This window comes from Acinetobacter sp. YH12140, from assembly GCF_013418475.1.
Taxonomy (GTDB): domain Bacteria; phylum Pseudomonadota; class Gammaproteobacteria; order Pseudomonadales; family Moraxellaceae; genus Acinetobacter; species Acinetobacter amyesii.
This window is the reverse complement of the sequence record NZ_VPBZ01000005.1, coordinates 121,763-146,739: the sequence shown is the minus strand read 5'-3', so window position 1 is coordinate 146,739 and position 24,977 is coordinate 121,763. Positions and strand designations below refer to the sequence as shown.

The following is a 24,977-nucleotide window of genomic DNA, read 5'->3' as shown; positions in this document are numbered from 1 at the left end:
ATACCTGAGCTTTGTTCACAGCGTGTTAAGCACTTTAGCCACTGATTTGAACTGCGGATTGCTTTATTTATAGACTATAGTGGTATATGAAAATCATTCTTATATGCCATTTTGTGATACCTATCGATAAAAAGGACTTTATCTATGCGGCGCAATATTCCGTCTTTGCAAAGCTTAATTTGCTTTGAATCTGCTGCAAAACACGCAAGTTATACGCATGCTTCTCAAGAGTTATTTATTACGCAAAGTGCCGTGTCACGCCAAATTCAGCAGCTTGAAGAGTACTTAGGTGTCATGCTATTTAGCCGAACACGTCACGGTGTCGATCTCACAGAAGCAGGCAAACAATATGCAAAAAGTATTAAACCCTTTTTGCAAGGCATCGAAAAAAGCACCTCTGATATCATGACGCACAAAGGCTTAGGCGGTACTTTAAAGCTGGGCGTTGTGCCAACGTTTGCCACACGTTGGCTGTTGCCAAAATTAAATAAATTAAATGCACAGCATCCTGAAATTACCGTGCATTTGGAAACCAGTACCAAACCTTTTTTGTTTAATGAAAATGTCTTTGACGCAGCTATTTTTGCAGGAACGCAACAGCAAATTGAGCATTGGCCTGGCATTCAAGCGCATTATTTAATGGATGAAGAAGTGGTTCCCGTTTGTTCCCCCAAATTGATTGAAAACAATTTTCCCCATGCGGAAATGACGGATGATCATAGTTTTAATTTAAGTGATGAAGAATTGCTTCGATTACCCTTATTACAGCAAACAACCCGTCCAAGTATTTGGCAAGAATGGTTTCAAGCCCATCAAATTCAGCATCCCAAGCCTTTCGATGGGCAGAGGCATGAACTATTTTCTATGCTTTCTGTGGCAGCCAGTCATGGCATGGGAATGGCACTGATTCCACAAATGCTGATTGAAGCTGAACTGAGAAAAAAAGAATTGGTGATTGCATCAAATAAAAAATTGCACGGTAGCCGAAAATATTATTTAGTCCACTCGAGACAAGACAGTTCACCACAAATACAAAAATTTGTCGATTGGGTGCTACAAGAATTGCATCAGCTGAGTTGAAGTAATCGCTATATTTTGAGTACAGTAAATTCGCTGAATTATTCGTTCAATACATGCAACCGTAGGCAATGGACTCATAACTTAAAATATAAGGCTAAATATCTATGCAAAAAATTGTGGTGTTTTCAGGTGCTGGCATGAGTGCAGAAAGCGGCATCAATACCTTCCGTGACAGTGATGGTCTTTGGGAGCAGCATCGTATTGAAGATGTGGCTACACCTGAAGCTTGGGCACGTGACCCTGCTTTAGTACAGCGTTTTTATAATGAACGCCGTAAACATATTTTAGCCGCAGAGCCAAATGCAGCGCATAAATTGATTGCTGAACTCGATGATTTTTTTAATGTACAAGTCATCACACAAAATATTGATGATCTACATGAACGTGCAGGCAGTCACAATGTACTGCATCTGCATGGCAATATTCGTTACGCAAAAAGCTCCGGCCCTCAGGCGCAATATACGCAAGAATTTTTCCCCATTGAAGGTGCAGATTTAAACTTAGACACCGACAAATGCCCTGAAGGATATCCTTTACGGCCACATGTAGTCTGGTTTGGCGAAGCAGTTCCTGCCTATGAAGATGCCAGTTTAAGTGTACAAACGGCAGATATTTTTATTGTGATTGGCACGAGTCTGGCTGTCTATCCTGTGGCTGGATTGATTCACGAAATCCCTGCCAACTGCCGTGCATTTTATATCGACCCGAAAGCAGATTATCAGCGTGTACCTGAGCAGTATCAATTGATTAAAGCGGGTGCGAGTGAAGGAATGAAAAAACTTTTTTTGCAATTGGTTGCGCCATAAAAACACATTTTGGCATCAGTATCGATCAAAAAAACTAATATTGCCTGCTTCTTTTGCAGGCTTTTTGCTGTTTATAGCCTATCTAACTTTGCATAAGGCCAATAAATCACGGCATACAGGCCTTTGGCATTCTAATTGCTTTACAGTATTACGTTTTATTAAAAAAGTAATATTGGGGCTTGGTCAGTATGGGTTATGTCGCAAGAGAGCTCAGTCCGAAAAGCAAGCTATTGCTCGGCTTCGGATCATTTTTAATTCCTGTGCTCATTTGGTGTGCAGTGAGTTATTTGCCATTTTTATGGCATTCACAGGTGCAAATTACGCAGTCTGGCAGTGTGCCATATTTTCAGGTCGATAGCCGTGTAGACAAAGCGGTGTTTTATGCCGAAGCACAATCTGCAGTGAATGCAGGTTTAGCACCACCTCAAGGTAAACTGGTCAATCCAATCTATTTACCTGCACCGCACGAAGTAGCAAAAGCATTAGTTACGGCTTTTATAACTCCACCTGCCCAACCTGATGCCCCATGGTTTCATCAAAGCTTATGGCACAGTATTAAAATTGTGTTCAGCGCATTTTTTATTGCCTCTCTCATCGGTATTCCGCTGGGTATTCTTTGCGGTTTTTCTCAAAAAATATCACAACTGACCGAACCCTTTGTTGAGTTTTTTCGCTACTTGCCCGCTCCTGCTTTTGGTGCCTTAGCCGTTGCAATTTTAGGCATTAATGACGCACCTAAAATCGCCATTATCGTGATTGGTACGCTATTTCAGCAAATTCTAATTATTGCCAATACCACACGGATGGTTGACCGTGGCCTGATCGAAGCAGGTTTTACGCTAGGCACCAATAAAATGAAAAGCTTATTTCATGTGGTGATTCCGGCAGCGCTTCCTGACATTTACCGCGACTTGCGTGTATTACTGGGCTGGGCTTGGACCTATCTTATTGTCTCTGAACTGATCGGCACAACCTCTGGGATTACGTGGTTTATTACTCAACAAGCGCGTTACCAAAATTTTGACAATGTCTATGCCGCGATCCTCATCATTGGGGTGATTGGCTTGCTGTGCGATGTGGTGCTAATGAAACTCGGTCAACGTCTATTTAAATGGAAAGCAGGAGCAAAATAATGAACAGCACAGAGTTTAATGCCACCACTTATTTCGATGCAATTTATGCACGCCCTGTCATTTTAGAAGCAAAAAAACTTACACAAAGTTTTAAGCACGGCAAAACTGAACGCACTATTTTAAATCAGTTGGATTTAAAGATTCATAAACGTGAATTTATCTGTGTGATTGGCCCATCGGGTTGCGGTAAATCGACCTTTAGCCGAATTGTGGCTGGACTTGACCCTTACAGTAGCGGTGAATTGCTGGTCGATGGCCAAGTCATTGAAGGCCCAAGCCCTGAGCGTGGCATGGTGTTTCAAGGCTACACGCTTTTTCCATGGAAAACGGTCAAAGAAAATGTGATGTTTGGCCCTTTAATGAAAGGTGCCAGCAATGCCTCGGCTGAATCCAGCGCCCGCGAATGGATTGATATTATTGGTTTAGAAAAATACCAAGATCAGTACCCGCATCAGCTGTCTGGCGGAATGAAACAGCGCGTTGCTATTGCCCGCGCATTGGTCAATGAACCCAAAATATTATTGATGGATGAGCCGTTTGGCGCGCTTGACCCGCATACCCGTCAAAAAATGCAAAAACATTTAATGGATCTTTGGCAAAACATTGATATTACTATTATTTTTGTGACACATGATATGGATGAAGCCATTTTATTGGCGGATCGTATTGTGGCGCTCAAAGCCAATCCTGGTGAAATTAAAGAAATAATTGAGGTCGATTTACCCCGTCCCCGTAATCCTGAACTCATGCTGAGTCCTGAATTTAAACAACTGCGCGAACGGGTGGATTTCTTGGTACATGCGCAGGAAGACGAGCTCGACCCAGCGATGGAAAACCTACCGAAAATTCCGCGTATGACCCAAGTCAGTACGCAAAAATAACTGGATTAATCCCTCTTCATCTTTAGGACGGCCTAAATGATGTACTACAGCGTTGGACGGCCAACATTATAGGAATCGAAGATGAATGAATCTTATGTTTTGCCACTTGTTGATATTTCAAAAATGCAAAGCACGGTATTGTCAGAGCGTTTAGAAGTAGCCTCTGCGTTGGATCAAGCCTGTAAAGATGTTGGTTTTCTTTATTTAAAAGGTGATCAGTTCAATTTTGATTTTGCGACATCACTAATTCAGGTGGCAAAGCGCTATTTCCAACAAGATACCGCCAGTAAAATGCAACACTATATTGGGCTGTCGAAAAATCACAGTGGCTATGTGCCGATTGGTGAAGAACAATTTGCAGGCAACAGCTATGACTTAAAAGAAGCCTATGACGTCAATTATGATTACCACGGCGAAACTACGGTATTTCCCTTGCTGGGCCCTACTTTATGGCCAAATGATGCCACATTTAAAAGTACGGTCAGTGATTATTACTGCCATTTACGCAGTATTAGCGAGCAGATTTTTCAGACCTTTGCTTTAGCTTTGAATGTCGATGAGCATTTTTTTGATCGTAAAATTACCCATCCGACCAGCCAATTGCGTCTAATCCATTATCCGTATAACCCTGAAGTAAAAGATGCAGAAGGTATTGGTGCACATACAGACTATGAGTGTTTTACACTGCTCTTGCCGACGGCGCCGGGTTTACAGGTATTAAATAAACAAGGTGAATGGATGGATATTCCATTGATTGAAAATACCTTGGTAATGAATATTGGCGACATGATGGAAATTTTGTCGAATGGCAAATATCTGGCCACCAAACACCGTGTTAAAAAAGTCTCTGAAGAACGCTACTCTTTCCCTCTGTTCTGTGCCTGTAATTACGACACAATTATTGAGCCAGTACATTCTACTGAAGTGCCCAAATATCAGCCCTTAATTGGTGGCGAACATTTATTTAATCAAACCGCGCAAACCTTTAGTTATCTCAAAAAACGTATCGCTTCAGGAGAGCTAAGTCTTAGAAATGCTGTGCCTTTGTCATCATTTGGTATGGATGAAAATACAGAAGTACAAGGAGCAAGCGCATGAATCTATTTCAGGCTTTAGCACAGCTTCCAGCCAGCCAAGAGGTTTCAGGTCCTATTCCAGACTATTTGTATGGTGCTTTTCGCCGTAAAAGTATCAGTTTTGCAAATGGATTAACGGATGAAAAAACCATTGTGTATTGGTTTCAGTCACGTAGTTTCACCATCGATCTGCGTTTAAAAAGCCGTGAAGATACGCCAGTAAATGAGCGTCAAGGCTGGATTGGCAACACTCTTTGGGATGCTGAACAGCAATTATTGTCTTGGGATGTTGAAGCACACTCAAATTATCAAAATCATGTGCAATGGCCAGAACCCGCCAAACTGCATGCGATTGGTAACTGCATTTTAGAATTTTCTCCAAGCAATGCGTATGTCGAAGACTGGCGTCAACAAGTGCATGAAGGGCTATTTTTAGGCCTGCGCTTGAAGTCAGCTTTAGATGTAGAAAGCCATCAGCGATTGCAGATGGATGGCGGTTTAATTATTTGTGATAAGTATGTGGCCTTTGCACTGAGCCGTTTACCTACAGATCAGCAAACAATTGCCAGCATAGACATACCATCTGCACCTGCTGGGTATGAAGCGCTGATTGAAAGCTTTGAAGTATCCATCGCTATAGATGGTCTGCATAAATACTATACAACGACCTCATCTCAACAAGATCAACCACTTAACTTTGATCATTTCAAAGTTATTGATGAAACACATTTAATGCAAAACGTCATTATTAATGGTCAAGCAATACAGCTGATGTTCGAGGTGGATATTTATGTTCCACATTATGCATTTCATCATCGCACTGATACCACGACAGAAAGTACAGATTGGTTGCAAAATGAAAAACAGCACCTTTTGTACCATGCCGTAGAATGTCTATAGGAAATCAATGTCGTTTATATATTTGCTCATCGCAATCATTGCTGAAGTGATTGCCACGTCCGCCTTAAAAGCCAGCAATGGCTTTACTGAACTAGTACCGATTATTTTTACCGTATTGGGCTATGCCATTGCGCTCTTCTTTTTAGGTTTGACCTTTAAATCGATTCCTATGGGATTGGCCTACGCCATGTGGTCCGCTGCAGGCATTGTGCTTATTTCATGCGTGGGCTGGATTGTGTTTAAACAAAATTTAGACCTGCCTGCCATAATTGGTTTGGCCTTTATTTTATTGGGCATTGTGATTATTAATGTTTTTTCTAAAAGCACAGAGCTTTGAAATGTCAGTTTTAAAATGAAGTTTTTAAATAATATCTCTGAAATTTTAAAGACTTAAATTGCTATAGATAAAAATGCTCTAGCATTCTGTTGCACACTAGAGCATACGTTTCGAATGAATTAACTGTGATCAGTCGGCTTCTATAAAATGCCTTTCACTAGAAAAAAGCATCCAACAATACACAACAGCACAGCAAAACATTTTTTCAGTACTGCTGGTGAAAGCGCATGCGCAGTTTTCGCGCCATATTTAGCCGTAAAGAAACTCATCACACTAATGCCCAAAAAGGCATAAATATGAATAAAGCCAATGGTATTTGGAATTTCAACTTGCTGTTGCATACCAAAAAACATAAAGCCTAATGCACCAGCAATGGCAATAGGTAAACCGCAAGCGGCAGACGTCCCGACCGCTTTTTGCATCACCACGCCATTTGCCGTTAAATACGGTACCGTAATACTGCCGCCGCCAATACCGAAGATGGCCGATGCCACACCAATGCCCGAACCTGCTGCAATTTGCTTGCCTGTAGATGGCAGTGTTTTGTTGGGATCGACTGGCTTTTTTGCTCCCATAAACATGGTATAAGCCACCCAAAGTAAAAACACGCCGACAATCATTTGCAGATGTAAACCTGACAGCCAGCCTGCAATCCCTGCGCCTGCAAAACAGCCAATCGCCATAGACGGAGCTAAATTTTTAAATACAGGCCAAATCACAGCACCATTTTTATTGTGCGCCATCAAGGAGCTGATCGAAGTCACAACAATCGTAGCCAAAGATGTGCCGAGCGCCAAATGCATAATCACATCGGGACTATAGCCCATTTGGCTAAAAACAATATAGAGCAAAGGCACAATGATAGTACCGCCGCCAACGCCAAACAGCCCCGCAGCAAAACCTGCAAATGCGCCAATAATTAAGAAAGTAATGAGTTCCACGAAATAGATACTTTTAAAGAGATGTATTGAAGAAGTTGACTGGTTTAAGCCAACTCTACTTGACCCACAGCATGATAAGCGCGGTTGAAATATACCAAGCTTTCCTCCTGCTGACTTTGCTTGATTGCAACCACACGGCACATAAACACACTGTGCGTACCCACTTCTTGAATCTGTTCAATCTGACAGTCAAAACTGGCCAAAGCATCTCTTAATATCGGTGAACCTGTTTCTAATACAGTCCAAGAACCCAATTTAAACCGCTCTTCCGAATTGAATTTGCTTGAAGCAAAAGCATTGGAAATTTGCTCATGCTGTGCGCCTAAAACATTGACAGAAAGAACTTTATTTTCAAGAAAATGCGCATGAGAACGAGATGATTGATTCATACAAACCAGCAAAGTTGGCGGTGTATCTGTCACACTGCATACGGCTGATGCTGTAAATCCATGCATGCCTGCTTCACCCTCAGTCGTAATCACGTTGACTGCAGTCGTCAATAAAGACATTGCATTTCTAAAATCAGTTGCTTCAATCATCTCTTCAATCTCAATGGTTTATATGGCTTATCTCACGCTCAGGTTTGGGCAATAGGGATTTAATTTCCTTATTGCCCTTACATGAAACCGAGTCAGCTCGAATTTATGCGGTCAATTCTTGGCGAATAATGGCAGCGCCTGCGCTTAGCGCATTTAGTTTGCCTTGCGCCACTTGGCGAGGTAAAGGCGCCATACCGCAGTTTGTTGAAGGATATAGCTTGTCGGCATCTACAAATTGCAATGCTTTGCGTAATGTATTTGCTACTTCTTCTGCTGTTTCAACCTGATTGGTTGCAACATCAATTGCGCCAACCATGACTTTTTTGCCGCGGATGAGTTCAATCAAATCCATAGGGACACGAGAGTTTTGGCATTCAAGCGAGATGATATCCAGCTTCGATTGCTGCAATTTCGGGAATGATTCTTCATATTGGCGCCATTCATTACCCAAAGTCTGTTTCCAATCGGTATTGGCTTTAATGCCATAACCATAGCAAATGTGAACTGCTGTTTCGCATTTCAAACCTTCAAGCGCACGCTCTAATGTCGCAATACCCCAGTCATTGACTTCATCAAAAAATACGTTAAACGCAGGCTCATCAAATTGAATAATATCCACGCCTGCCGCTTCAAGCTCTAGCGCTTCTTGATTCAAGATTTTAGCAAATTCCCAAGCCAATTTTTCACGGCTTTTGTAGTGACCATCATACAAAGTATCAATCATCGTCATCGGGCCTGGCAGTGCCCATTTAATCGGCTGATTGGTTTGGCTGCGTAAGAATTTCGCATCATCAACAAACACTGCTTTCTTACGCGATACTTCACCAACCACAGAGGGTACACTTGCATCGTAACGATTACGAATACGCATCGTTTCACGCTTTTCGAAATCGACACCTTCAAGATGTTCAATAAATGTGGTTACAAAATGCTGACGGGTTTGTTCACCATCGCTAACAATATCAATGCCTGCATGGATTTGTTCATGCAAAGATAATTTCAACGCATCACGTTTTGCATCTAATAATTCTTCGCCTTCAAGTTTCCATGCTGACCACAATTTTTCAGGTTCAGCCAGCCAAGATGGTTTAGGTAAGCTGCCAGCAGTTGAAGTTGGGAGTAAAATGGCCATATTCGATCTTCTATCTCTATATTCTTTTAAACGGGTGTTTTTACTCACCCGTGTTTCATCTATTTACGTAATTTAAAATTAAGCTGCATCTGCATTTTCAATACTAAAATTAGCCGCCCACTCATTCAGAATATCTTTATATGGCTGGATAAAGTTCTCTTCCGTCCATTTGCCCTGTTTAACTGCTAACTGACCACGTTCAACACGGTCATACACAATACGGGTTAATGAGTAATCGCCAAAGCTTAAGCTTGGTTGATACACTAAGCCTGCTGTCGCATTGGTATTGTAAATTTCAGGACGGTAGATTTTTTGGAAGCTTTCCATGGTGCTGATCGCGCTGATCAGTTCGAAATCTGTATAGTCGCTGAGCAAGTTATTTGCTGAATAGAATGCCAATGGCGCAGTCGCATTTTCAGGTTTGAAGTAACGAACACTTAAGCCCATTTTTGCAAAATAATCATCGGTACGTGAATAGTCATCATTGGTGTATTCCACACCTAAGATCGGATGCACATTTGCAGTACGGTAATAGGTTTTTGTCGTTGAAACACTTAAGCAAATAACAGGCTGTTTTTTGAATTCAGCTTTGAATACATCTGAATTGATCAAGTGTTGATATAGCTTGCCATGTAAATCACCAAAATCTTCAGGCTTTTCATTGAACTTACAGCCGAGTGCAGGTAATACCACACTGAAGTCATAGTCACGTACATACGACGAAAAACTGTTGCCGATCATGCCTTCAATGCGTTCATTGGTTTTATGGTCGATGATGGTGCTTTTTAAAGTTTCAATAAATGGGAAAGTTTGACCATTGCCTTCTACATCGAGTTCAGCAGAAATGATGTCAATTTCAAGTGAATAACGATCCGCATTTGGGTTATCACAGCTGGCCAAAGTGTTGAAGCGGTTATTAATCATTGCCAAGGTACGGCGCAAATTTTCTTCACGGTGCTCACCGCGCGCCAAGTTAGCAAAGTTCGTTGTTAAACGTGTATTGTCAGCTGGTTTATAGTTTTCATCAAAGCGGATTCGTTTGATTGAACATGCAAATTTATTACTCATGGAGATTCACTACCCTATAATTAAAATAATCAAATTTTCTGTATGGAGTAATTTATACGTGAATCTTAAGATGAATAAAAATGATTTAACCTCAACACAAAGTGAGTGAAATTCATGTTTGGTAATTTTATAGGATGAATATATTTCAACTTGGCTCGATGAGAGCATTTTAAAAATAATCTGGATATAAATAATTTTAAATTAAATTAAATATAAACAATGCTTTATGATATTTTTTAATAAGTATTTATATCTATATTCTACTGACTTTTTAGGATAAAATGAAAATCATCGATAAGTATGTCCGCTTTTAGAATATGATTATTTATCGTTCTAAGTGAATTAAACTCAGCTTAAACTGAGAAAAGATCAAATTATTAACTGGATTTTCATTTCTTATATTTAGGTCCAAGTACCCAAATTTATCATTTAGATACTTGCCCTATTTTTGTAAACTACTATGCAATCACTTTAAAAAATAAAAGATTTATGCGCGACAATCCCTGTCATTGCTCCATCACCTACGGATAAAGCAACTGAACCACCTGAACGTGTGACATCACCGCAAGCATAAATTCCTTTAACATTTGTTTCTTTTGCTGGCGAAGTTTTAATGGCCTCGCCATATTCATTGCAGTCTATCTCTAAACCTAACTGCTGAATCCAGTTCGATTGCAAACGAGTAACAGTAGAAACAAATAAGCCATTCAATTTAATTCGTTCACCATCTGCCATTACAACGTCACAATGACCTTCAATATGGTCGATTTTACGCGTTTCGATCTGAATTTGACGTTTAGAAAGCTTCGCTAATAACTCATCATCCAATTGATCTACAGCAATTGCATCATTTAAAAATAAAGTAGTATTGCCCCAATCTGGCAACATCAACGCCATGTGCAATGAGTGCATACCCGACACTAACATGCCAATTTCACCTAAGTTCAGTTCATAACCATCACAATATGGGCAGTGATAAATAGATTGCCCCCAACGTTCGGCTAAACCATTCACTTGAGGCAATTCGTCACGTACGCCAGTGGCAATAATTATTTTTTCAGCTTGAATTTGCTGATCACCTGCGATAACTGAATATTTTCCATCAACTGCTTTTACATCTGTAACCGTTTCAGCAAGCCATGAAATCGTGGAATACTTTTCTAATTGTGCTTTAGCTTCTTCTGCAATAGCTCTAGGTGATCGGCCATCTTGCGTCAAAAAATTATGTGAATGTTCAACAAAACGATTACGACGTTGCCCTGCATCAATAATTAAAATACGGCGGCGCGCACGTGCTAAAGGTAAAGCTGCAGAAAGCCCTGCATAACTGCCTCCAATAATCACAACTTCATAATTCATGTTCATAATTCCTAATATGTAACTTTTGAAGTTACTATATCATTTAATCCATGTATAAGAAACTTTTAATGTTACAATCTATCAATTTCTCCGATAATCAATTTCCTCATGCGTAAAGACAGTAAACTTTCACGAATGCTGCATGTCCTGCTACATATGGCGCGTGAAAATAAGCCTTTCACTTCAGATCAGATTGCCGAAATGCTAGAAACAAACCCTGTTGTCGTACGTAGAACCATGTCGGGTTTAAAAAAGCATGGATATGTTGATTCTGAGAAAGGCCCAGGTGGTGGCTGGTGTTTGATTAAACCCCTGCATGACATTTCGCTGTATGACATTTACCTTGCTGTCGGTGAACCTTCTATTTTCGCCATTGGCAATGAAAATATGCATCCAGATTGCTTAGTAGAACTAGTGGTCAATCGGGCACTTGATCATGCCTTTTTTGAAGCGCAAGAAGTGCTGATTAAAAACCTTAAAGCAACTCAATTAGACCAATTGGCACATGATTTTCAGATTGAATGGAATCAGCAAATGAACGCGAAATAAAAAAAAATGCATCTTCAAATTTGTTTCAATTTTAAGTCTCTGTACTGAATCTGTCTCAACTCAAACTTAGAAAAAATCAGCATATTCGAAATTTGATATGTCCATAAATCGCTAAAATATAAAGTTTATATTTATAGCTTATGATTATGTCGAACAAACTTGACCGTCAGAAACTGACGCTCCCAACAGGTCATGACAAGCTTTTATTGCATTCTTGCTGTGCGCCCTGTTCTGGCGAAGTCATGGAAACTTTAATTGAATCTGGTATTGATTTTTCGATTTTTTTTTACAATCCTAATATTCATCCAGTTAAAGAATATGAAATCCGTAAAGAGGAAAATATCCGCTTTGCAGAAAAACACAACATTCCGTTTATCGACTGTGATTACGACACAGACAACTGGTTTGAACGTGCCAAAGGCATGGAAAATGAGCCTGAAAAAGGTATCCGCTGTACCATGTGTTTTGATATGCGCTTTGAACGTACAGCATTATATGCAGCAGAACATGGCTTTAGCCTGATTAGCAGTTCATTGGGTATTTCACGCTGGAAAAATATGCAGCAGATTAATGACTGTGGTCATCGTTCGGCTTCACATTATGACGGAATTACATATTGGGACTATAACTGGCGTAAAAATGGCGGCGCTGTGCGTATGCTGGAAATCAGTAAAAAAGAAGAATTTTATCAACAGGAATACTGTGGCTGTGTCTATTCACTGCGCGATACCAACCGCTGGCGCTTGAGTCAAGGCCGTGACCGAATCAAATTAGGGGTGAAGTTTTATTCCAATGCGATGGATGAAGAAGCTTGAGTTCTGCCCTTCGTTATTTTTTATGGATATTAATTTGATGTTGTTAAGCCCTGAAATTTTTACATCATTCAGGGCTTTTTTAGCTATATTGCAACTTATTTCAGTTCTTCAACCAACGTTGGATAGATTGATCCATCTACATCCATTTCAGTTTTATAAATACCATTGGCAACATTAAATTTATTCACGTGGTAACTAGAGCCATAAATTGAGTCAAAACCTGTTCCTTTTTTAAAGACTTGTTTATTGGCAGCTAAATCCAGTAAATGTGTCCCTCCAATAAACTGTTCATATTGTGCAGGGTCAACACCAACTCGGGTTGACATGATTTTCACGGCATCGGCATGCGTTGCAGGGTCATTGATGTATTTAACCGTTTTATCCCAAACTTGAATGATTTTTTTCCATTCTTCTTTGTTGGCAGATAAATGCGTCATGTTGACGGTTAATGTGTCGTAAATCAGACCGGGTTTATCTTTCGAGGTATAAATGATTTTAGAACCTGCTACCGCTTTCAAAGCTTGATTTGCGACCGGTTGCCACACGGCAATCGCTGCAATATCTGGACTCGCAAATACTTGTGGTAGCTCATTGGTCATGGTATTGACCAACTTCACTTCAGAAGCTTGAATTTTTGCATCATCCAACGCCGTTGCCAAAAGCAAATGATCAACCAAGCCTTTTTCTGTCGCGACACTTTTTCCTTTTAAATCAGTTAAACTATTGATGCCATCTTTAGCAATGATGACATCATTACCTGCAGAATAGTCCGTCGCCATAATCATGACGCCTTTTGTGCCGCCAGAACCCGTGACTAAGTTGTCGCCATTGGTGACCAAAACGGCATCCAACTGATTTGCAGCAAATGCAGATAGTGAAGCTGAATAATCAAACCATTTAAAGTCCACATTGACACCGGCTTCTTTTAACCAGCCTTTTTCAATAGCAACTTGCCATGCGACAAAACCAGGCCAGTCGCTATAGCCGATCGTAATGGCTTTTGTATTGACTGTGCCTTCTGCTTGCGCGTTTGGTTCAGGTGTTTTGGCCGTATTGTCACAGCCACCCAGTAAGATAGCGCTCACAACGGATGCAGATAAGCAGGTTTTTTTGATCATAGTGAGATTTCCCCGATGGCATTACAGTTAAATTTGGTATTGGTGTTCAAAAACGATGGTGTATTCGGATTACTGACTGATTGAGCATTACGCTTTGCACGATTTGGTCTATCGTTGCCTGCATTGGCATTTGCTTGCTGTTGGTCTGTCACTTGGTCTTTAAACTGACCTTGTGATCGATATAATTGGCCCATTTTAAAACTCCTTAATTCTTTGCATTTTGCGGAATTGGCGGCATCACTGCGTCCATCAACTCCAAATGTCCTTTAATCACACCCTTAAGTGCTGAAAAATGCTGACTGATAACTTTGAGCTCTGAACTGACACCTTGCAGAATCATGACTTCTAAAATCTTGTGGTCATCGAGTTGAATATGCAGCGAGCTCACCACTTGTTCTAAAAACTGCTGCTGTAAATCTAAAAGCTGAATACGTAGCGCCGTAATACTTGCGTCATAAAGTAAGGTAAACGTGCCGACCATTACTTCATTACGCTGCTCCTGATCGGCAATCAGATGCTTATTGATCATGTCGACAATGGCCTGAGAACGGCTTTCATAATGCTGATCGACAATTTTTTGATCCAAAGCATCGACTGTTTTTTCAGGCACAGTAATACTGATACGCGCCAGCTTTTGTTTAGGCACTGTTTTTCCTTATTTTTTTTGCTGAATATAGAAACCCGCGCGGGCGCTCAGTAGCTCAATAAAAAATTGCTTTAATTGATGCAGAAATGTTGCAGATTGATGGTGGTTCATATGCATCTCCTGTTTGAGTAATACAAAATATTTATTTCGTAATATCGTTAGAAATGCAGAAACTGTGCCAAGTGAGGAATATGAAAAATGATCGATTCTTTTGGACTTTTAGCTTTCTTTTAGATTTTATTGTTCATCATTTGTGCAAAAAATGCACTCGTAGAGACCCCTTTGCACTATTGCTGCGATGTGTCTTTTGATGAAGGACTATTTCTAAAAAATCGTTGTTCTTAAACAAGAGCATTGACCGACATGCAACAAACTCGAAGTTCAATTTATTTCATCAACATTGAACATCATTTATACTGATTGATCATTCTATTAATCACTCAACGCCTATGAAGTATTTCAGTTGCGCGGTATGTTCTAACCAAATCTTTTTTGCCAATTCACACTGTGTCAATTGTCAGACTGCTCTGGGTTATATTGCCTCTGAAAAGCAAATGGGCTGTTTTGAAAAGCACAGCTCTACGCTGTGGCTTGCGTTAAATCCTGAAATAAAGGAAAAACGCTTTAAACCTTGTCATAATTATCAGCATCATCAGGTTTGCAACTGGATGGTGCCTGCCGACAGTGAAGAAATTTACTGTGAGTCTTGCCTGCTCACGCACACCATTCCCAATCTAGATAACCCAGACCATATTGTGTACTGGGCGCGATTGGAACATGCCAAACGACGTTTTTTATATTTAATGCAGCAGCTCAATACCATGCCGCGTCCTAAACGCAGCCAAGATGACCGTTTTGGACTTCGTTTTGATTTTCTGATGCCAACAGAAAATACACCTGTTATGACCGGTCATGCCAATGGAATTATTACCTTGAATGCCAGTGAAGCAGATGTGATTTACCGTGAAACAACGCGTATAAAAATGGGTGAAAACTACCGTACACTTCTAGGTCATTTTAGACATGAAAGCGGTCATTATTATTTTGATTTGATCAAACATTTACACCCTGAACTGATTGAGGAATTTCGGGAACTGTTTGGTGATGAACGACAAGATTATAGTGAAGCTTTGAAACGTCATTATAATGACGGTGCGCCGCAAAATTGGGCGGATTACTATGTCAGTTCCTATGCCAGTACGCATCCTTGGGAAGATTGGGCGGAAACATGGGCGCATTATTTGCACATGATGGACACTCTGGAAACCGCCTACTATGCAGGATTAGTGGTCAAAACCAATAAGTCAGATTTGAATAATTTAGAATTAAAAGAAAACCCGATTGGCGCTCAAGATTTTGACCTATTGCTGCAGCACTGGATGACCTTAACCTTTAATTTAAATGCGTTGAACCGCAGCATGGGCTTAGATGATGCATATCCATTTACATTGTCGAATCCGGTATTGGATAAATTGCGATTCATTCACCATAAATTGCTCAACATGACCTTAAAAAATCAGCAGCACAATTAGATTGAACAAAACAAGGGATATAACTTAGATTTCTATTTAAACGCTATGTTTAACTCATACTGACTTATGGGCTACTCAGAAAAAATTCTAAATAGACCTTTAGTTTTAAACTTCAATTCCTTTGAAACATTTTCATAGCCTATCAAATAAACAATAGTCACCTATCAATATACTCTATAAATACAAATTCTATTAAAAGTTAACATTTCATTCATATTTTCTATTAGGCAACCGTTGTCACCTCACATATTAAATAATAAACTTAATGATAATTGTTTTCATTTATGAAATAAAAATGTCATCTCATAAAAGCCCTGTTTTTAAATTATCACTCATCAGTTTAGCTATACTTTCCCATCAAAGTTATGCTGAGACATCCCAGCAGCTCCCGACCATAACTATTGCTGTCGATCGTCAGCAAGCAAATAAAAGTTCAGAACAAAGCAAAGCCTATATTATTCAAAACTCTTCTACCGCATCTAAACTGGATATTGCACTGAAAGAGACGCCTCAGACTGTCAATGTGGTTACACGCCAGCAACTGGATGATTTTGCACTGAATAACACACGAGACGTACTGCGCAACACTCCTGGTGTAATTGTCAGCAATCAGGAAACCGAACGTTCTTCCTATTTAGCACGCGGTTTTGAGATCTCGAATATCATGTTTGACGGTGTGGGATTCCCGCTCAGCAGCTACAACTATAACAATGATAATCCAGACAGCTTTTTATTTGACAGAGTTGAAGTGGTTAAAGGTTCTGATTCGTTAAACAACGGTATTGGAGATCCGGGTGCCAGCATCAATATGATTCGAAAACGTCCTGCACAGGAACTTCATGCCTCGTTGAACGCAAGCTATGGCTCTTGGGATACTCAGCGTTATGAAGCGGATATCTCCTCTCCCCTGAATCAAGATAGCACTGTTCGCGCGAGGGTATTTGGTTTTGAGCAAAAAGGCGGCAGTTATTTAGACAACTATGAATTAGAGAAAAATGGCTTTGGCGCAGTCTTTGCTGCTGATCTTACAGACAGCACAACATTAACTGCCGGATACACCGAAACTAACCATAAACCGAATGGCAATAACTGGGGAGCAAATCCGCTGATAACGACCGAGGGAGAACAGCTCGATTTTCCACGCAGTTACAATTACACCCCAGACTGGACCTATTGGAATACCAATGTCAAAAATTACTTCGCCGAGCTTGAACAGAAGCTGGGCGGCGATTGGAAAGCCAAACTGGTTTATGATGAAAAGCAGACCACTCGCGACTCAAAACTTCTATATTTATTAGGCAATCCAAGTGCTGATGGCACATCTGGTGTGTATTTATGGCCAGGCATGTATGACGATAATGATAAAGAACGTCAAGTGAGTTTAAATATTAACGGAACTTACCCTTTATGGGGGCAGCTCCATGAAGCCTCTTTTGGCTATTCATGGGCAGATAACAACATGAATGAAATTGCACATGGCGGTACTTATACCAACCCAATTACATCAGACTTAGGCAGTCTAACGCCAGATGAGCCAGATTGGGATATGTCTACAATTACGGGCGAAACACATACCAATCAAAAAAACCGCAGTCTGTATGCCGCAACCCGTCTACATTTAAATGATGATCTGAAACTGCTTTTAGGTGCCAATTACGTTCAAGCGCAAAGTAAAGGTAGTAGTTATGGCACAGACATGTTTTATGACGAAAGCAAAGTATTGCCATATGCAGGCTTGACCTACAATTTTACGCCTGAATATACAGGTTATATGAGCTATACCTCAATTTTCCGCCCACAAACAACAAAAGCTTTAGATGGAAGCATCAATAAACCTATTGAAGGTGAAAGCTATGAAATTGGAGTTAAAAGTTCTTGGCTGGATGATAAGTTAACTGCAACTATGGCCATTTTCCGTACCGAAGAAAGTAACTATCCTCTACGTAATTCAGATGGCATACCAACATTGCGTAAAACTCAGGTCAGTGATCTACGTTCGCAAGGCTATGAATTTAGCTTGGCTGGTCAACTATCCGACCATTTAAATCTAAGTTTTGGTTATACACAATTTAGCCTGAAAGACTTAATTAATGGTGGTGATGCCCGTACTTTTAATCCAACACAAACTTTTAATTTACTGACCACATATCAAGTGCCACAGTTACCTAAATTAAAACTGGGCGTGGGTTTACAATGGCAAGACAAAACCTATTTAGAAGTTCCAGAAGCCAGTAGCAATGGCACAGTCACGCAAAAAGCTGGCGTGATCAAACAAGATGCCTATGCTCTGCTGAATGCTATGGTCAGCTATGAGGTAAATGATCATCTGACCCTACAGGCAAATGGCAACAATTTGACCAATGAAAAATATCTCTATAGTTTCCCAGACCAACAAGGTTTTTACGGTGCGCCAGCAAATTATAGCGTAGCTCTCAGATTTAAATATTAATTTACATACAGGCCTTGAGCATTTGTCTTAAGGCCATTCACAGATTTTCAATATTGCAGGATGAATCATGAAAAAAATCTTTGCGCTTTGCACTGGTCTCACATTCACACTCTCCGCACAAGCGCATATGCTTTGGCTGGAACGCGATGCAGATGATCAAACCCGCGCCTACTTTGGCGAATACAGCGAACAGGTGAAAGAAACACAAGATACATCTCTCAAATCATTTAATTCAGCCGTGGCAGAGCAAAATAAACAGAAGCTCAAGGCCAAGGTTCAGTCCGATCATCTTGCCTATGCCTCCAAAGGCGCGGCTGATGTAAAACTCAGCAGTGAACTGATGTATGGTGAAGCACTGCTCTCTTACCATGCGAAAGCGGGAAGATCAGATTTAAAAGCAGTTTCTGAACTGGATATTGTTCCTGTTCAAGCCAACAGCAATACATTCGCTGTATTTTATCAAGGCAAACCTGCAGCTGGACTGGAACTGACTGTATTTTCCCCTCAATTTTGGCAAAAGAAATATACTGCCAATTCTCAAGGCCAAATCACCATAGATACGCCTTGGAAAGGCCAATATGTAATTGAAGTCAGCAAAGAGTCTGACAAAGTAGGAAAATTTAATCAGCAAAATTACAGCAAGCAGTATTTGGTCACAACTCTAAGTTTTATTCAGTAAGTTCGGCCAATAATTGCCTGATTGATCCTCTCGTTTAGGCTTGCAGGATCAATCTGTTTTCACATCAAGTAAATTAAAACGACTCAGCATGATCTCTGTTCCCCAGCCACTCATCCTTCTTTACCGGCTATTGCTGACCTTTGGCATAGGCTTCTTGTGCTGCGCATTAGTGGCGCTGAATTTAACCCAATTGTTCAGCACATTTTTACCTAAAGCAGAATCGGTATTTCTTGCAGGTTTTTGCGCATTCATTTTTTATACCTGCTTCGTCATCTGTGCATTTTGTACACCACATATCAAACGCTTTTCTGTTATCAGCATCGCTTTTTTATTCGGGCTATTTTTACTTGACCATTCCATAGGCTAATTCATGCATAAATCTGTACGCCAATCGATGGCATGGCTTCATTCATGGATTGGACTGCTCTTTGGCTGGCTGTTATTTGCGATTTTTTTAACAGGATCCGTCACATATTACCGCCAAGAAATCAGTCTATGGATGCAACCACAATTTGCAAGTATGCAAGTTAATCAGCAAACTGCTGTTGAAACTGCAGTCAGCTATCTGCAAAAAAATGCGCCTGATGCTAAAAGTTGGTACATCGGGGTTGCAAATCAAAGCATGCCCGTGAATAAAATTTACTGGCAAAAGGCAGATGGCGGATATGACAGTAAAACCTTAGATGCAGCCACAGGTAAAGAAATGGCCGCATCTACAACTCAAGGCGGAGATTTCTTTTACAGTTTTCACTTTCAGCTCTACGGTGTGCCCTATTATATTGGCAGGCTGATTACGACCATCGCGGCGTTTATTATGCTGATTACGCTCATTTCAGGAGTGATAACGCATAAAAAAATATTGACCGATTTTTTCACTTTAAGAGCCTTTAAAGGACAACGATCATATTTAGATTTTCATAATGTTTCTGCTGTTGTCGCACTTCCTTTTTTTTTGACTATAACTTTTACTGGTTTAGCCATTTTTTTCTATGTTTTGTTGCCATCTGGTATGAAAAAAATCTATCCAGATAATCCATTTCAATATTTTGAAGAAATTCGTACCACAGTAACTATGCCTCATCAAACTACAATAAATAAAGCAGAGATGAAGTCAATTCATTATTTTTTAAATACAGCACGGCAGCAGTGGGGAAATTCGGCTATTGAAAATATAACTATCCAACAACCCAATACTACCCAATCGCGGCTCACCATTACCGAATTGAAAGATCAATCAATTACTCGAAATCAAGCGCAAATAACCTTTAATGCTGCCAATGGCAAAATGTTGGGCTCAACACGGAATACCAGTGCCATCGCAACACTCAATGCAGGTGTATATGGGCTACATATGGCAAAGTTTGCTCAGCCTGCATTACGTTTGGGCTTTTTCTTTTCTGGCATTTTAGGCTGTGCCATGATTGCTTCAGGCCTTTTGCTGTGGAGTTTAAAACGACAAATGCAAAGGAAATCGGAAAGTTTTCATCTGGGCCACTATGTAGTGAACCGTCTCAATATTGCGGCTATTCTTGGGCTCCCGCTGTCTATGCTGGCCTACTTATATGCAAACCGAGTGATGCAAGGTCATAGCAGTGTCGCAACTTATGAAGTTTACGCATTTTTTGGCATTTGGCTTAGTAGTTTAATTACAAGCTTAGTTATGCCACAACGCATGCTTTGGAAAATGCAGCTTAAAATTTTTATTCTTGGCGCCCTGCTGCTACCGATCATTAATATTTACTATTTAATTTCACATGGCTACATCCATTCATGGGCTCAATATTGGACCTTTTTGAGAGTAGATCTCATGATTTTAATTTTTGGACTGTTGGCCTTATTTTTACATCAAAATATTGTGCCCATTCAACAAAGGGCCGTAGATAAAATTAAACGTAAACAGCAGGCTGTACTGGAGAACATCTAAACATGCATTTGATTTTTGGTTTTATGTTGATTGTCATTGCGCTTTGGTGCTTTTATCAAGTGAGTGCAAAACGTTTAGTACACACCCAAAAAACTCAGCTGGCTTGGATGGCTCGTTCTCCACTATTAACCAAATTAGTAGCAAGCCTATGTTTGCTCATAGCACTGTTTGTATTTGCTCAACCTTATGGCAACAGCATTAGTATTATTGCACTTTGTATTTTTACCGCACCGCTTTTATTTGCATTTATCCTAAAAGTGAATAATTTAAAATCAACAAAATAGCTTAAAGCACTTGTTATAAACAATAATATTTATAACAAGTGCTTAGGTATATAGGTCGTTTACTTTAGACGTCTAATGAATAATAAATTCTGCTAAACAAACTTTTCTACTTTATATCTTTAAGCCACTGGAGCTAAAGTAAACAACACCTGCCCCGTTTTCACCGTCTGCCCTTTCTCAATTGTAATTTCAGAAACCATCATCCGCTCAGGTGCAATAATTGGAATCTCAATCTTCATCGCTTCAATCACAGCAAGCGTTGCACCTTCTTCCACAATATCGCCTGATGCACATTCGATTTTCCAAATACTGCCCGGCATGTGCGATTCCACTGCACAGCCACCTTCAGGAATTTGAACATCACTATCATCGGTCACAGCATCTAAGCTTTCAGAAACATATTCTGCAAGCCCAGCTTCATGCCAACGACGACGTTCCTCATCAAAGTTGGCTTGTTGCACAGACTTAAATGCTGAAATGGATTCCTGATTTTCCGTTAAGAAGTCGTTGTACTCTTTAAGATTGAGTACGCCTTCTTCAATACGCAGTTTTAAGCGACCTGCTTTAAAGTCCTCACGCATCTGCATCAGTTCAGTTTCAGAAACTTCATAAAACTTAATTTGGTCAAAGAAGCGTAGTAACCACGGCATGCCTTGTTCAAAATCAGGGTTTTTACGGTAACGAGACCACATTTGAGTAGTACGACCCACAAACTGATAGCCACCCGGACCTTCCATACCGTACACGCACATATACGCACCGCCAATACCGACAGCATTTTCAGGTGTCCATGTCCGTGCAGGGTTGTATTTAGTCGTCACTAAACGCTGGCGAGGATCAAGTGGTGTTGCCACAGGTGCACCTAAATACACATCGCCCAAACCCATGACCAAATAACTCGCGTCATAAACCACATCTTTGACCGCTTGTTTGTCTTTTAAACCATTAATACGACGGATAAACTCAATATTGTCAGGACACCATGGCGCATCTGGACGTACGGTTTGCATATAGCGTTCAGTTGCCAATTGGGTCTGTGAATCTTCCCAAGCCAGCGGTAAATACACCGTACGTGATGGAACTTGCATTTCTGTGACATCAGGCAATTCTGCTTCAGCCACTTGTAGTAAACGCAATAAATCCAATTGATCAAGCTTGATCGAATCAAAATGGATTTGTAGCGAACGAATCCCCGGTGTGAGATCAATAATCCCTGTGATATTTTGCTTTTGAACCCATTGCATAAGTGCATGAATACGGAAGCGTAAGTTCAGATCTAAAACCAACTCACCATATTCCACCAGCATGTAGTTGTTACCCGCAGGACGATACACCACATCAGGCGCACCATTTTCACCTTTTAAGGTATCAAGCACCGCATTTTTTAAGGTGAAAAGTTCAGGATAAAATGACTCATCAAATGCCACAACCTGCGTATCAGATGCTTCTAATTGTGCATGATATTTTTCATTTAAGAGCTTAGCTTGATGATAACTCACAGGTATAAATCTGACTTTGTCTCCTGCTTTCAATTGACCAAGCTTCCAAAGCTCAGAATTAATCACCACGGCAGGACAAACAAAGCCTCCTAAACTTGGACCATCTGGACCTAAGATAATCGGCATATCCCCTGTGAAATCAATCGCACCAATCGCGTATGCATTGTCATGAATATTCGATGGATGTAGACCTGCTTCACCGCCATCCTCACGTGCCCATTCAGGTTTTGGACCAATCAAACGAATACCTGTACGGCTTGAGTTAAAGTGAATCTCAAAAGTATTAGCAAAGAAGGTGTCAATGTCTTTTTTAGTAAAGAAGTCTGGTGCACCTTGTGGGCCATACATCACCGCAATTTCCCATTCATGGCTGAATGACGGCACTTGTTCAGGGGCAAGCGCTGTCACTTGTTCAGATGTAAATGCCGTGATTGGCAACATATCACCAATCAATAAATTACGTCCTGCATGACCACCGAACTGACCAAGGGTAAAGGTCACTTGTGAACCTAAATATTCAGGCACATTTAGACCACCTTTAATCCCGATATAGGTGCGACAACCTGTGGCAATTTTTCCACATTTTAGAATCTGACCTTTACGTACATTCACGGTTTGCCACATTGGTACAGACATACCATCAAGGGTTGATGGCATATCGCCCCCGGCAAGCACGATTTGGCTGTCACAATGGAATTTTAAAGTCGGACCTTGTAGCGTACATTCAAGCCCTGCGGTGTTATATGCATTACCTAACAATTGATTCGCAACATTAAGTGACAGCGGATCAATCGCACCTGAGGGCGGAACACCAACATCCCAATAGCCCAAACGACCTGTCACATCTTGCACAGAAGTTTGAATGCCTGATTGCAACACTTCAATTTTTTGGGTTTTCCACTCAAATGTATTTAAGAATCGTGTGGTTTGCGTACCGGCTTTAAATACATCACAGTCGATAATATTTTGTAGATATTCAAGATTAGTTTCGATACCTGCAACCGATGTTTTGGCGAGTGTTTCGGTCATGGCTTGAATTGCAGAGTCACGATCATCTGCCGTGACAATGATTTTCGCAATCATCGGGTCATAGAATGACGATACATTTGAACCCGTTTCCACCCACGTTTCATTACGCGCATTGGCATCAAATTCAACGTGCGTTAAAAGCCCTGCACTCGGTTGGAAGTTTTTGATTGGGTCTTCAGCATATAAACGCACTTGAATTGAATGACCTTTCGATTCAAGTTGTTCTGTTGGTGCAATCCAATCCCCACTACCGAGAGTCACCATCCATTCCACAAGATCTACACAAAAGACTTGCTCCGTCACACCATGTTCAACTTGCAGGCGGGTATTCACTTCTAAGAAATAGAATTCCTGTGTGTCGGTATCCATTACAAATTCAACTGTACCTGCCGAACGGTAATTCACCGACTGCATCAGCCCAATCGCGACCGATTGAATATAGGCACGTTGCTCATCATTGATATGTGGTGCTGGGGTTTCTTCCACCACTTTTTGGTTACGACGTTGTACCGAACAATCACGCTCGCCAAGTGCCAAGACTAAGCCATTACCATCACCAAAAATCTGCACTTCGATATGACGCGCATTCTGTACAAATTTCTCAAGGTATAAACCTGCATCTTTAAAGTTGGCTTGGGCAAGATATGAAACCGTAGAATAAGCATCTTTCAGCTCTTCTTCATTCCATACCAAACGCATGCCAATACCGCCACCGCCTGCGGTACTTTTCAGCATCACAGGATAACCGATACGATTGGCTTCAAGCAGTGCTTCGGCTTCATCTGCCAAAAGCTGACTGCCCGGAAGGAGAGGCACATTAGCTTGAATCGCAAGTTTTCGCGCCGTATGTTTTAAGCCAAATGATTTCATTTGTTTTGAGTCTGGCCCTAAAAATACTATGCATTGTGCTTCACACAAATCACAAAATTCAGCATTTTCAGACAAGAAACCATAACCCGGATGGATCGCTTGTGCACCGGTTTGTTTGGCCACTTCTAAAATTTTATCGACATTTAAATAGCTTTGGCTGGCAGGACTATCACCAATAAATACCGCTTCATCCGCTAAGGTCACATGCAAAGAATCACGGTCTGCTTCGGAATATACAGCAACTGATTGGATACCTAATTTTTTAAGGGTACGAATGACACGACACGCAATTGCACCACGGTTGGCAATGAGGACTTTATTAAACATGCTA

At 40.6% G+C, this 24,977-nt stretch carries 24 protein-coding genes; 14 read left to right on the top strand and 10 right to left on the bottom strand.

The window, feature by feature from the left end:
• Positions 1-144 precede the first annotated feature (144 nt).
• From FTU75_RS07730 to FTU75_RS07700, 7 genes are all read left to right on the top strand, one after another.
• Positions 145-1,080 carry a LysR substrate-binding domain-containing protein gene (locus FTU75_RS07730; RefSeq protein WP_180115617.1) on the top strand — a complete coding sequence of 312 codons (936 nt, stop codon included), beginning with the start codon at positions 145-147 and terminating at the stop codon, positions 1,078-1,080.
• A gap of 104 nt (positions 1,081-1,184) precedes the next feature.
• The gene (locus FTU75_RS07725) at positions 1,185-1,886 is read left to right on the top strand and encodes an NAD-dependent deacylase (RefSeq protein ID WP_180035180.1); all 702 of its coding nucleotides are present in this window, start codon (positions 1,185-1,187) and stop codon (positions 1,884-1,886) included.
• 188 nt (positions 1,887-2,074) lie between these two features.
• Positions 2,075-3,019 (top strand): ABC transporter permease, encoded by a 945-nt coding sequence (locus tag FTU75_RS07720; RefSeq protein ID WP_180035179.1) that lies wholly within the window; start codon positions 2,075-2,077, stop codon positions 3,017-3,019.
• On the top strand, positions 3,019-3,900 hold the full coding sequence (locus FTU75_RS07715) for an ABC transporter ATP-binding protein (RefSeq protein ID WP_180115616.1): 882 nt from the start codon (positions 3,019-3,021) through the stop codon (positions 3,898-3,900). Before FTU75_RS07720 ends, FTU75_RS07715 begins: the two co-directional genes overlap by 1 nt.
• An 81-nt stretch (positions 3,901-3,981) precedes the next feature.
• Positions 3,982-4,998 carry an isopenicillin N synthase family oxygenase gene (locus tag FTU75_RS07710; RefSeq protein ID WP_180115615.1) on the top strand — a complete coding sequence of 339 codons (1,017 nt, stop codon included), beginning with the start codon at positions 3,982-3,984 and terminating at the stop codon, positions 4,996-4,998.
• Positions 4,995-5,876 (top strand): hypothetical protein, encoded by an 882-nt coding sequence (locus tag FTU75_RS07705; RefSeq protein ID WP_180115614.1) that lies wholly within the window; start codon positions 4,995-4,997, stop codon positions 5,874-5,876. Before FTU75_RS07710 ends, FTU75_RS07705 begins: the two co-directional genes overlap by 4 nt.
• Positions 5,877-5,883: 7 nt before the next feature.
• Positions 5,884-6,213, top strand: a complete 330-nt coding sequence (locus FTU75_RS07700; RefSeq protein ID WP_180115613.1) for a multidrug efflux SMR transporter — start codon at positions 5,884-5,886, stop codon at positions 6,211-6,213.
• A gap of 140 nt (positions 6,214-6,353) precedes the next feature.
• Here FTU75_RS07700 and FTU75_RS07695 read toward each other — a convergent pair whose 3' ends face one another.
• From FTU75_RS07695 to FTU75_RS07675, 5 genes are all read right to left on the bottom strand, one after another.
• Positions 6,354-7,154, bottom strand: coding sequence for a sulfite exporter TauE/SafE family protein (locus tag FTU75_RS07695; RefSeq protein ID WP_180115612.1), 801 nt, complete (start codon positions 7,152-7,154; stop codon positions 6,354-6,356).
• Between the two features lie 44 nt (positions 7,155-7,198).
• Entirely contained in the window at positions 7,199-7,693 is a 495-nt protein-coding gene (locus tag FTU75_RS07690; RefSeq protein ID WP_180115611.1) for a flavin reductase, read from the bottom strand.
• Positions 7,694-7,796: 103 nt separating this feature from the next.
• Entirely contained in the window at positions 7,797-8,825 is a 1,029-nt protein-coding gene (locus FTU75_RS07685; protein ID WP_078193780.1) for a methionine synthase, read from the bottom strand.
• A gap of 78 nt (positions 8,826-8,903) precedes the next feature.
• Positions 8,904-9,893, bottom strand: coding sequence for a putative oxygenase MesX (locus tag FTU75_RS07680; protein ID WP_120363698.1), 990 nt, complete (start codon positions 9,891-9,893; stop codon positions 8,904-8,906).
• A 471-nt stretch (positions 9,894-10,364) separates the two neighbouring features.
• The gene (locus tag FTU75_RS07675) at positions 10,365-11,252 is read right to left on the bottom strand and encodes an NAD(P)/FAD-dependent oxidoreductase (RefSeq protein WP_180115610.1); all 888 of its coding nucleotides are present in this window, start codon (positions 11,250-11,252) and stop codon (positions 10,365-10,367) included.
• Between the two features lie 108 nt (positions 11,253-11,360).
• Here FTU75_RS07675 and FTU75_RS07670 point away from each other — a divergent pair, with 108 nt between their 5' ends.
• Positions 11,361-11,801 carry an Rrf2 family transcriptional regulator gene (locus tag FTU75_RS07670; protein WP_180115609.1) on the top strand — a complete coding sequence of 147 codons (441 nt, stop codon included), beginning with the start codon at positions 11,361-11,363 and terminating at the stop codon, positions 11,799-11,801.
• 146 nt (positions 11,802-11,947) lie between these two features.
• A complete protein-coding gene (locus FTU75_RS07665; protein WP_180115608.1) occupies positions 11,948-12,616 on the top strand; it encodes an epoxyqueuosine reductase QueH in 669 nt (222 codons plus the stop codon).
• 95 nt (positions 12,617-12,711) lie between these two features.
• Here FTU75_RS07665 and FTU75_RS07660 read toward each other — a convergent pair whose 3' ends face one another.
• The 3 genes from FTU75_RS07660 to FTU75_RS07650 are packed head-to-tail and all read right to left on the bottom strand — an operon-like array spanning position 12,712 to position 14,380.
• The gene (locus tag FTU75_RS07660) at positions 12,712-13,734 is read right to left on the bottom strand and encodes an ABC transporter substrate-binding protein (RefSeq protein WP_180115607.1); all 1,023 of its coding nucleotides are present in this window, start codon (positions 13,732-13,734) and stop codon (positions 12,712-12,714) included.
• The gene (locus FTU75_RS07655; protein WP_180115606.1) at positions 13,731-13,928 is read right to left on the bottom strand and encodes a hypothetical protein; all 198 of its coding nucleotides are present in this window, start codon (positions 13,926-13,928) and stop codon (positions 13,731-13,733) included. Before FTU75_RS07655 ends, FTU75_RS07660 begins: the two co-directional genes overlap by 4 nt.
• 11 nt (positions 13,929-13,939) lie before the next feature.
• The gene (locus FTU75_RS07650; protein WP_180064198.1) at positions 13,940-14,380 is read right to left on the bottom strand and encodes a ribbon-helix-helix protein, CopG family; all 441 of its coding nucleotides are present in this window, start codon (positions 14,378-14,380) and stop codon (positions 13,940-13,942) included.
• Between the two features lie 449 nt (positions 14,381-14,829).
• On the opposite strand from FTU75_RS07650, the gene FTU75_RS07645 reads away from it, so the two are divergent.
• From FTU75_RS07645 to FTU75_RS07635, 3 genes are all read left to right on the top strand, one after another.
• Positions 14,830-15,912 (top strand): putative zinc-binding metallopeptidase, encoded by a 1,083-nt coding sequence (locus FTU75_RS07645; protein ID WP_180115605.1) that lies wholly within the window; start codon positions 14,830-14,832, stop codon positions 15,910-15,912.
• Between the two features lie 295 nt (positions 15,913-16,207).
• Positions 16,208-18,361 carry a TonB-dependent siderophore receptor gene (locus FTU75_RS07640; protein WP_180115604.1) on the top strand — a complete coding sequence of 718 codons (2,154 nt, stop codon included), beginning with the start codon at positions 16,208-16,210 and terminating at the stop codon, positions 18,359-18,361.
• Positions 18,362-18,428: 67 nt separating this feature from the next.
• On the top strand, positions 18,429-19,040 hold the full coding sequence (locus tag FTU75_RS07635) for a DUF4198 domain-containing protein (RefSeq protein ID WP_180088351.1): 612 nt from the start codon (positions 18,429-18,431) through the stop codon (positions 19,038-19,040).
• 120 nt (positions 19,041-19,160) lie between these two features.
• Here the strand turns inward: FTU75_RS07635 and FTU75_RS18425 are convergent, their stop codons facing one another.
• On the bottom strand, positions 19,161-19,292 hold the full coding sequence (locus tag FTU75_RS18425) for a hypothetical protein (protein WP_257220934.1): 132 nt from the start codon (positions 19,290-19,292) through the stop codon (positions 19,161-19,163).
• A 118-nt stretch (positions 19,293-19,410) separates the two neighbouring features.
• Here FTU75_RS18425 and FTU75_RS07630 point away from each other — a divergent pair, with 118 nt between their 5' ends.
• Positions 19,411-20,964, top strand: coding sequence for a PepSY domain-containing protein (locus FTU75_RS07630; protein WP_180115603.1), 1,554 nt, complete (start codon positions 19,411-19,413; stop codon positions 20,962-20,964).
• 2 nt (positions 20,965-20,966) lie between these two features.
• Positions 20,967-21,248, top strand: a complete 282-nt coding sequence (locus FTU75_RS07625; RefSeq protein WP_180088355.1) for a hypothetical protein — start codon at positions 20,967-20,969, stop codon at positions 21,246-21,248.
• Positions 21,249-21,367: 119 nt separating this feature from the next.
• Here the strand turns inward: FTU75_RS07625 and uca are convergent, their stop codons facing one another.
• Positions 21,368-24,973, bottom strand: a complete 3,606-nt coding sequence (uca, locus tag FTU75_RS07620; protein WP_180115602.1) for an urea carboxylase — start codon at positions 24,971-24,973, stop codon at positions 21,368-21,370.
• Between the last annotated feature and the right edge of the window lie 4 nt (positions 24,974-24,977).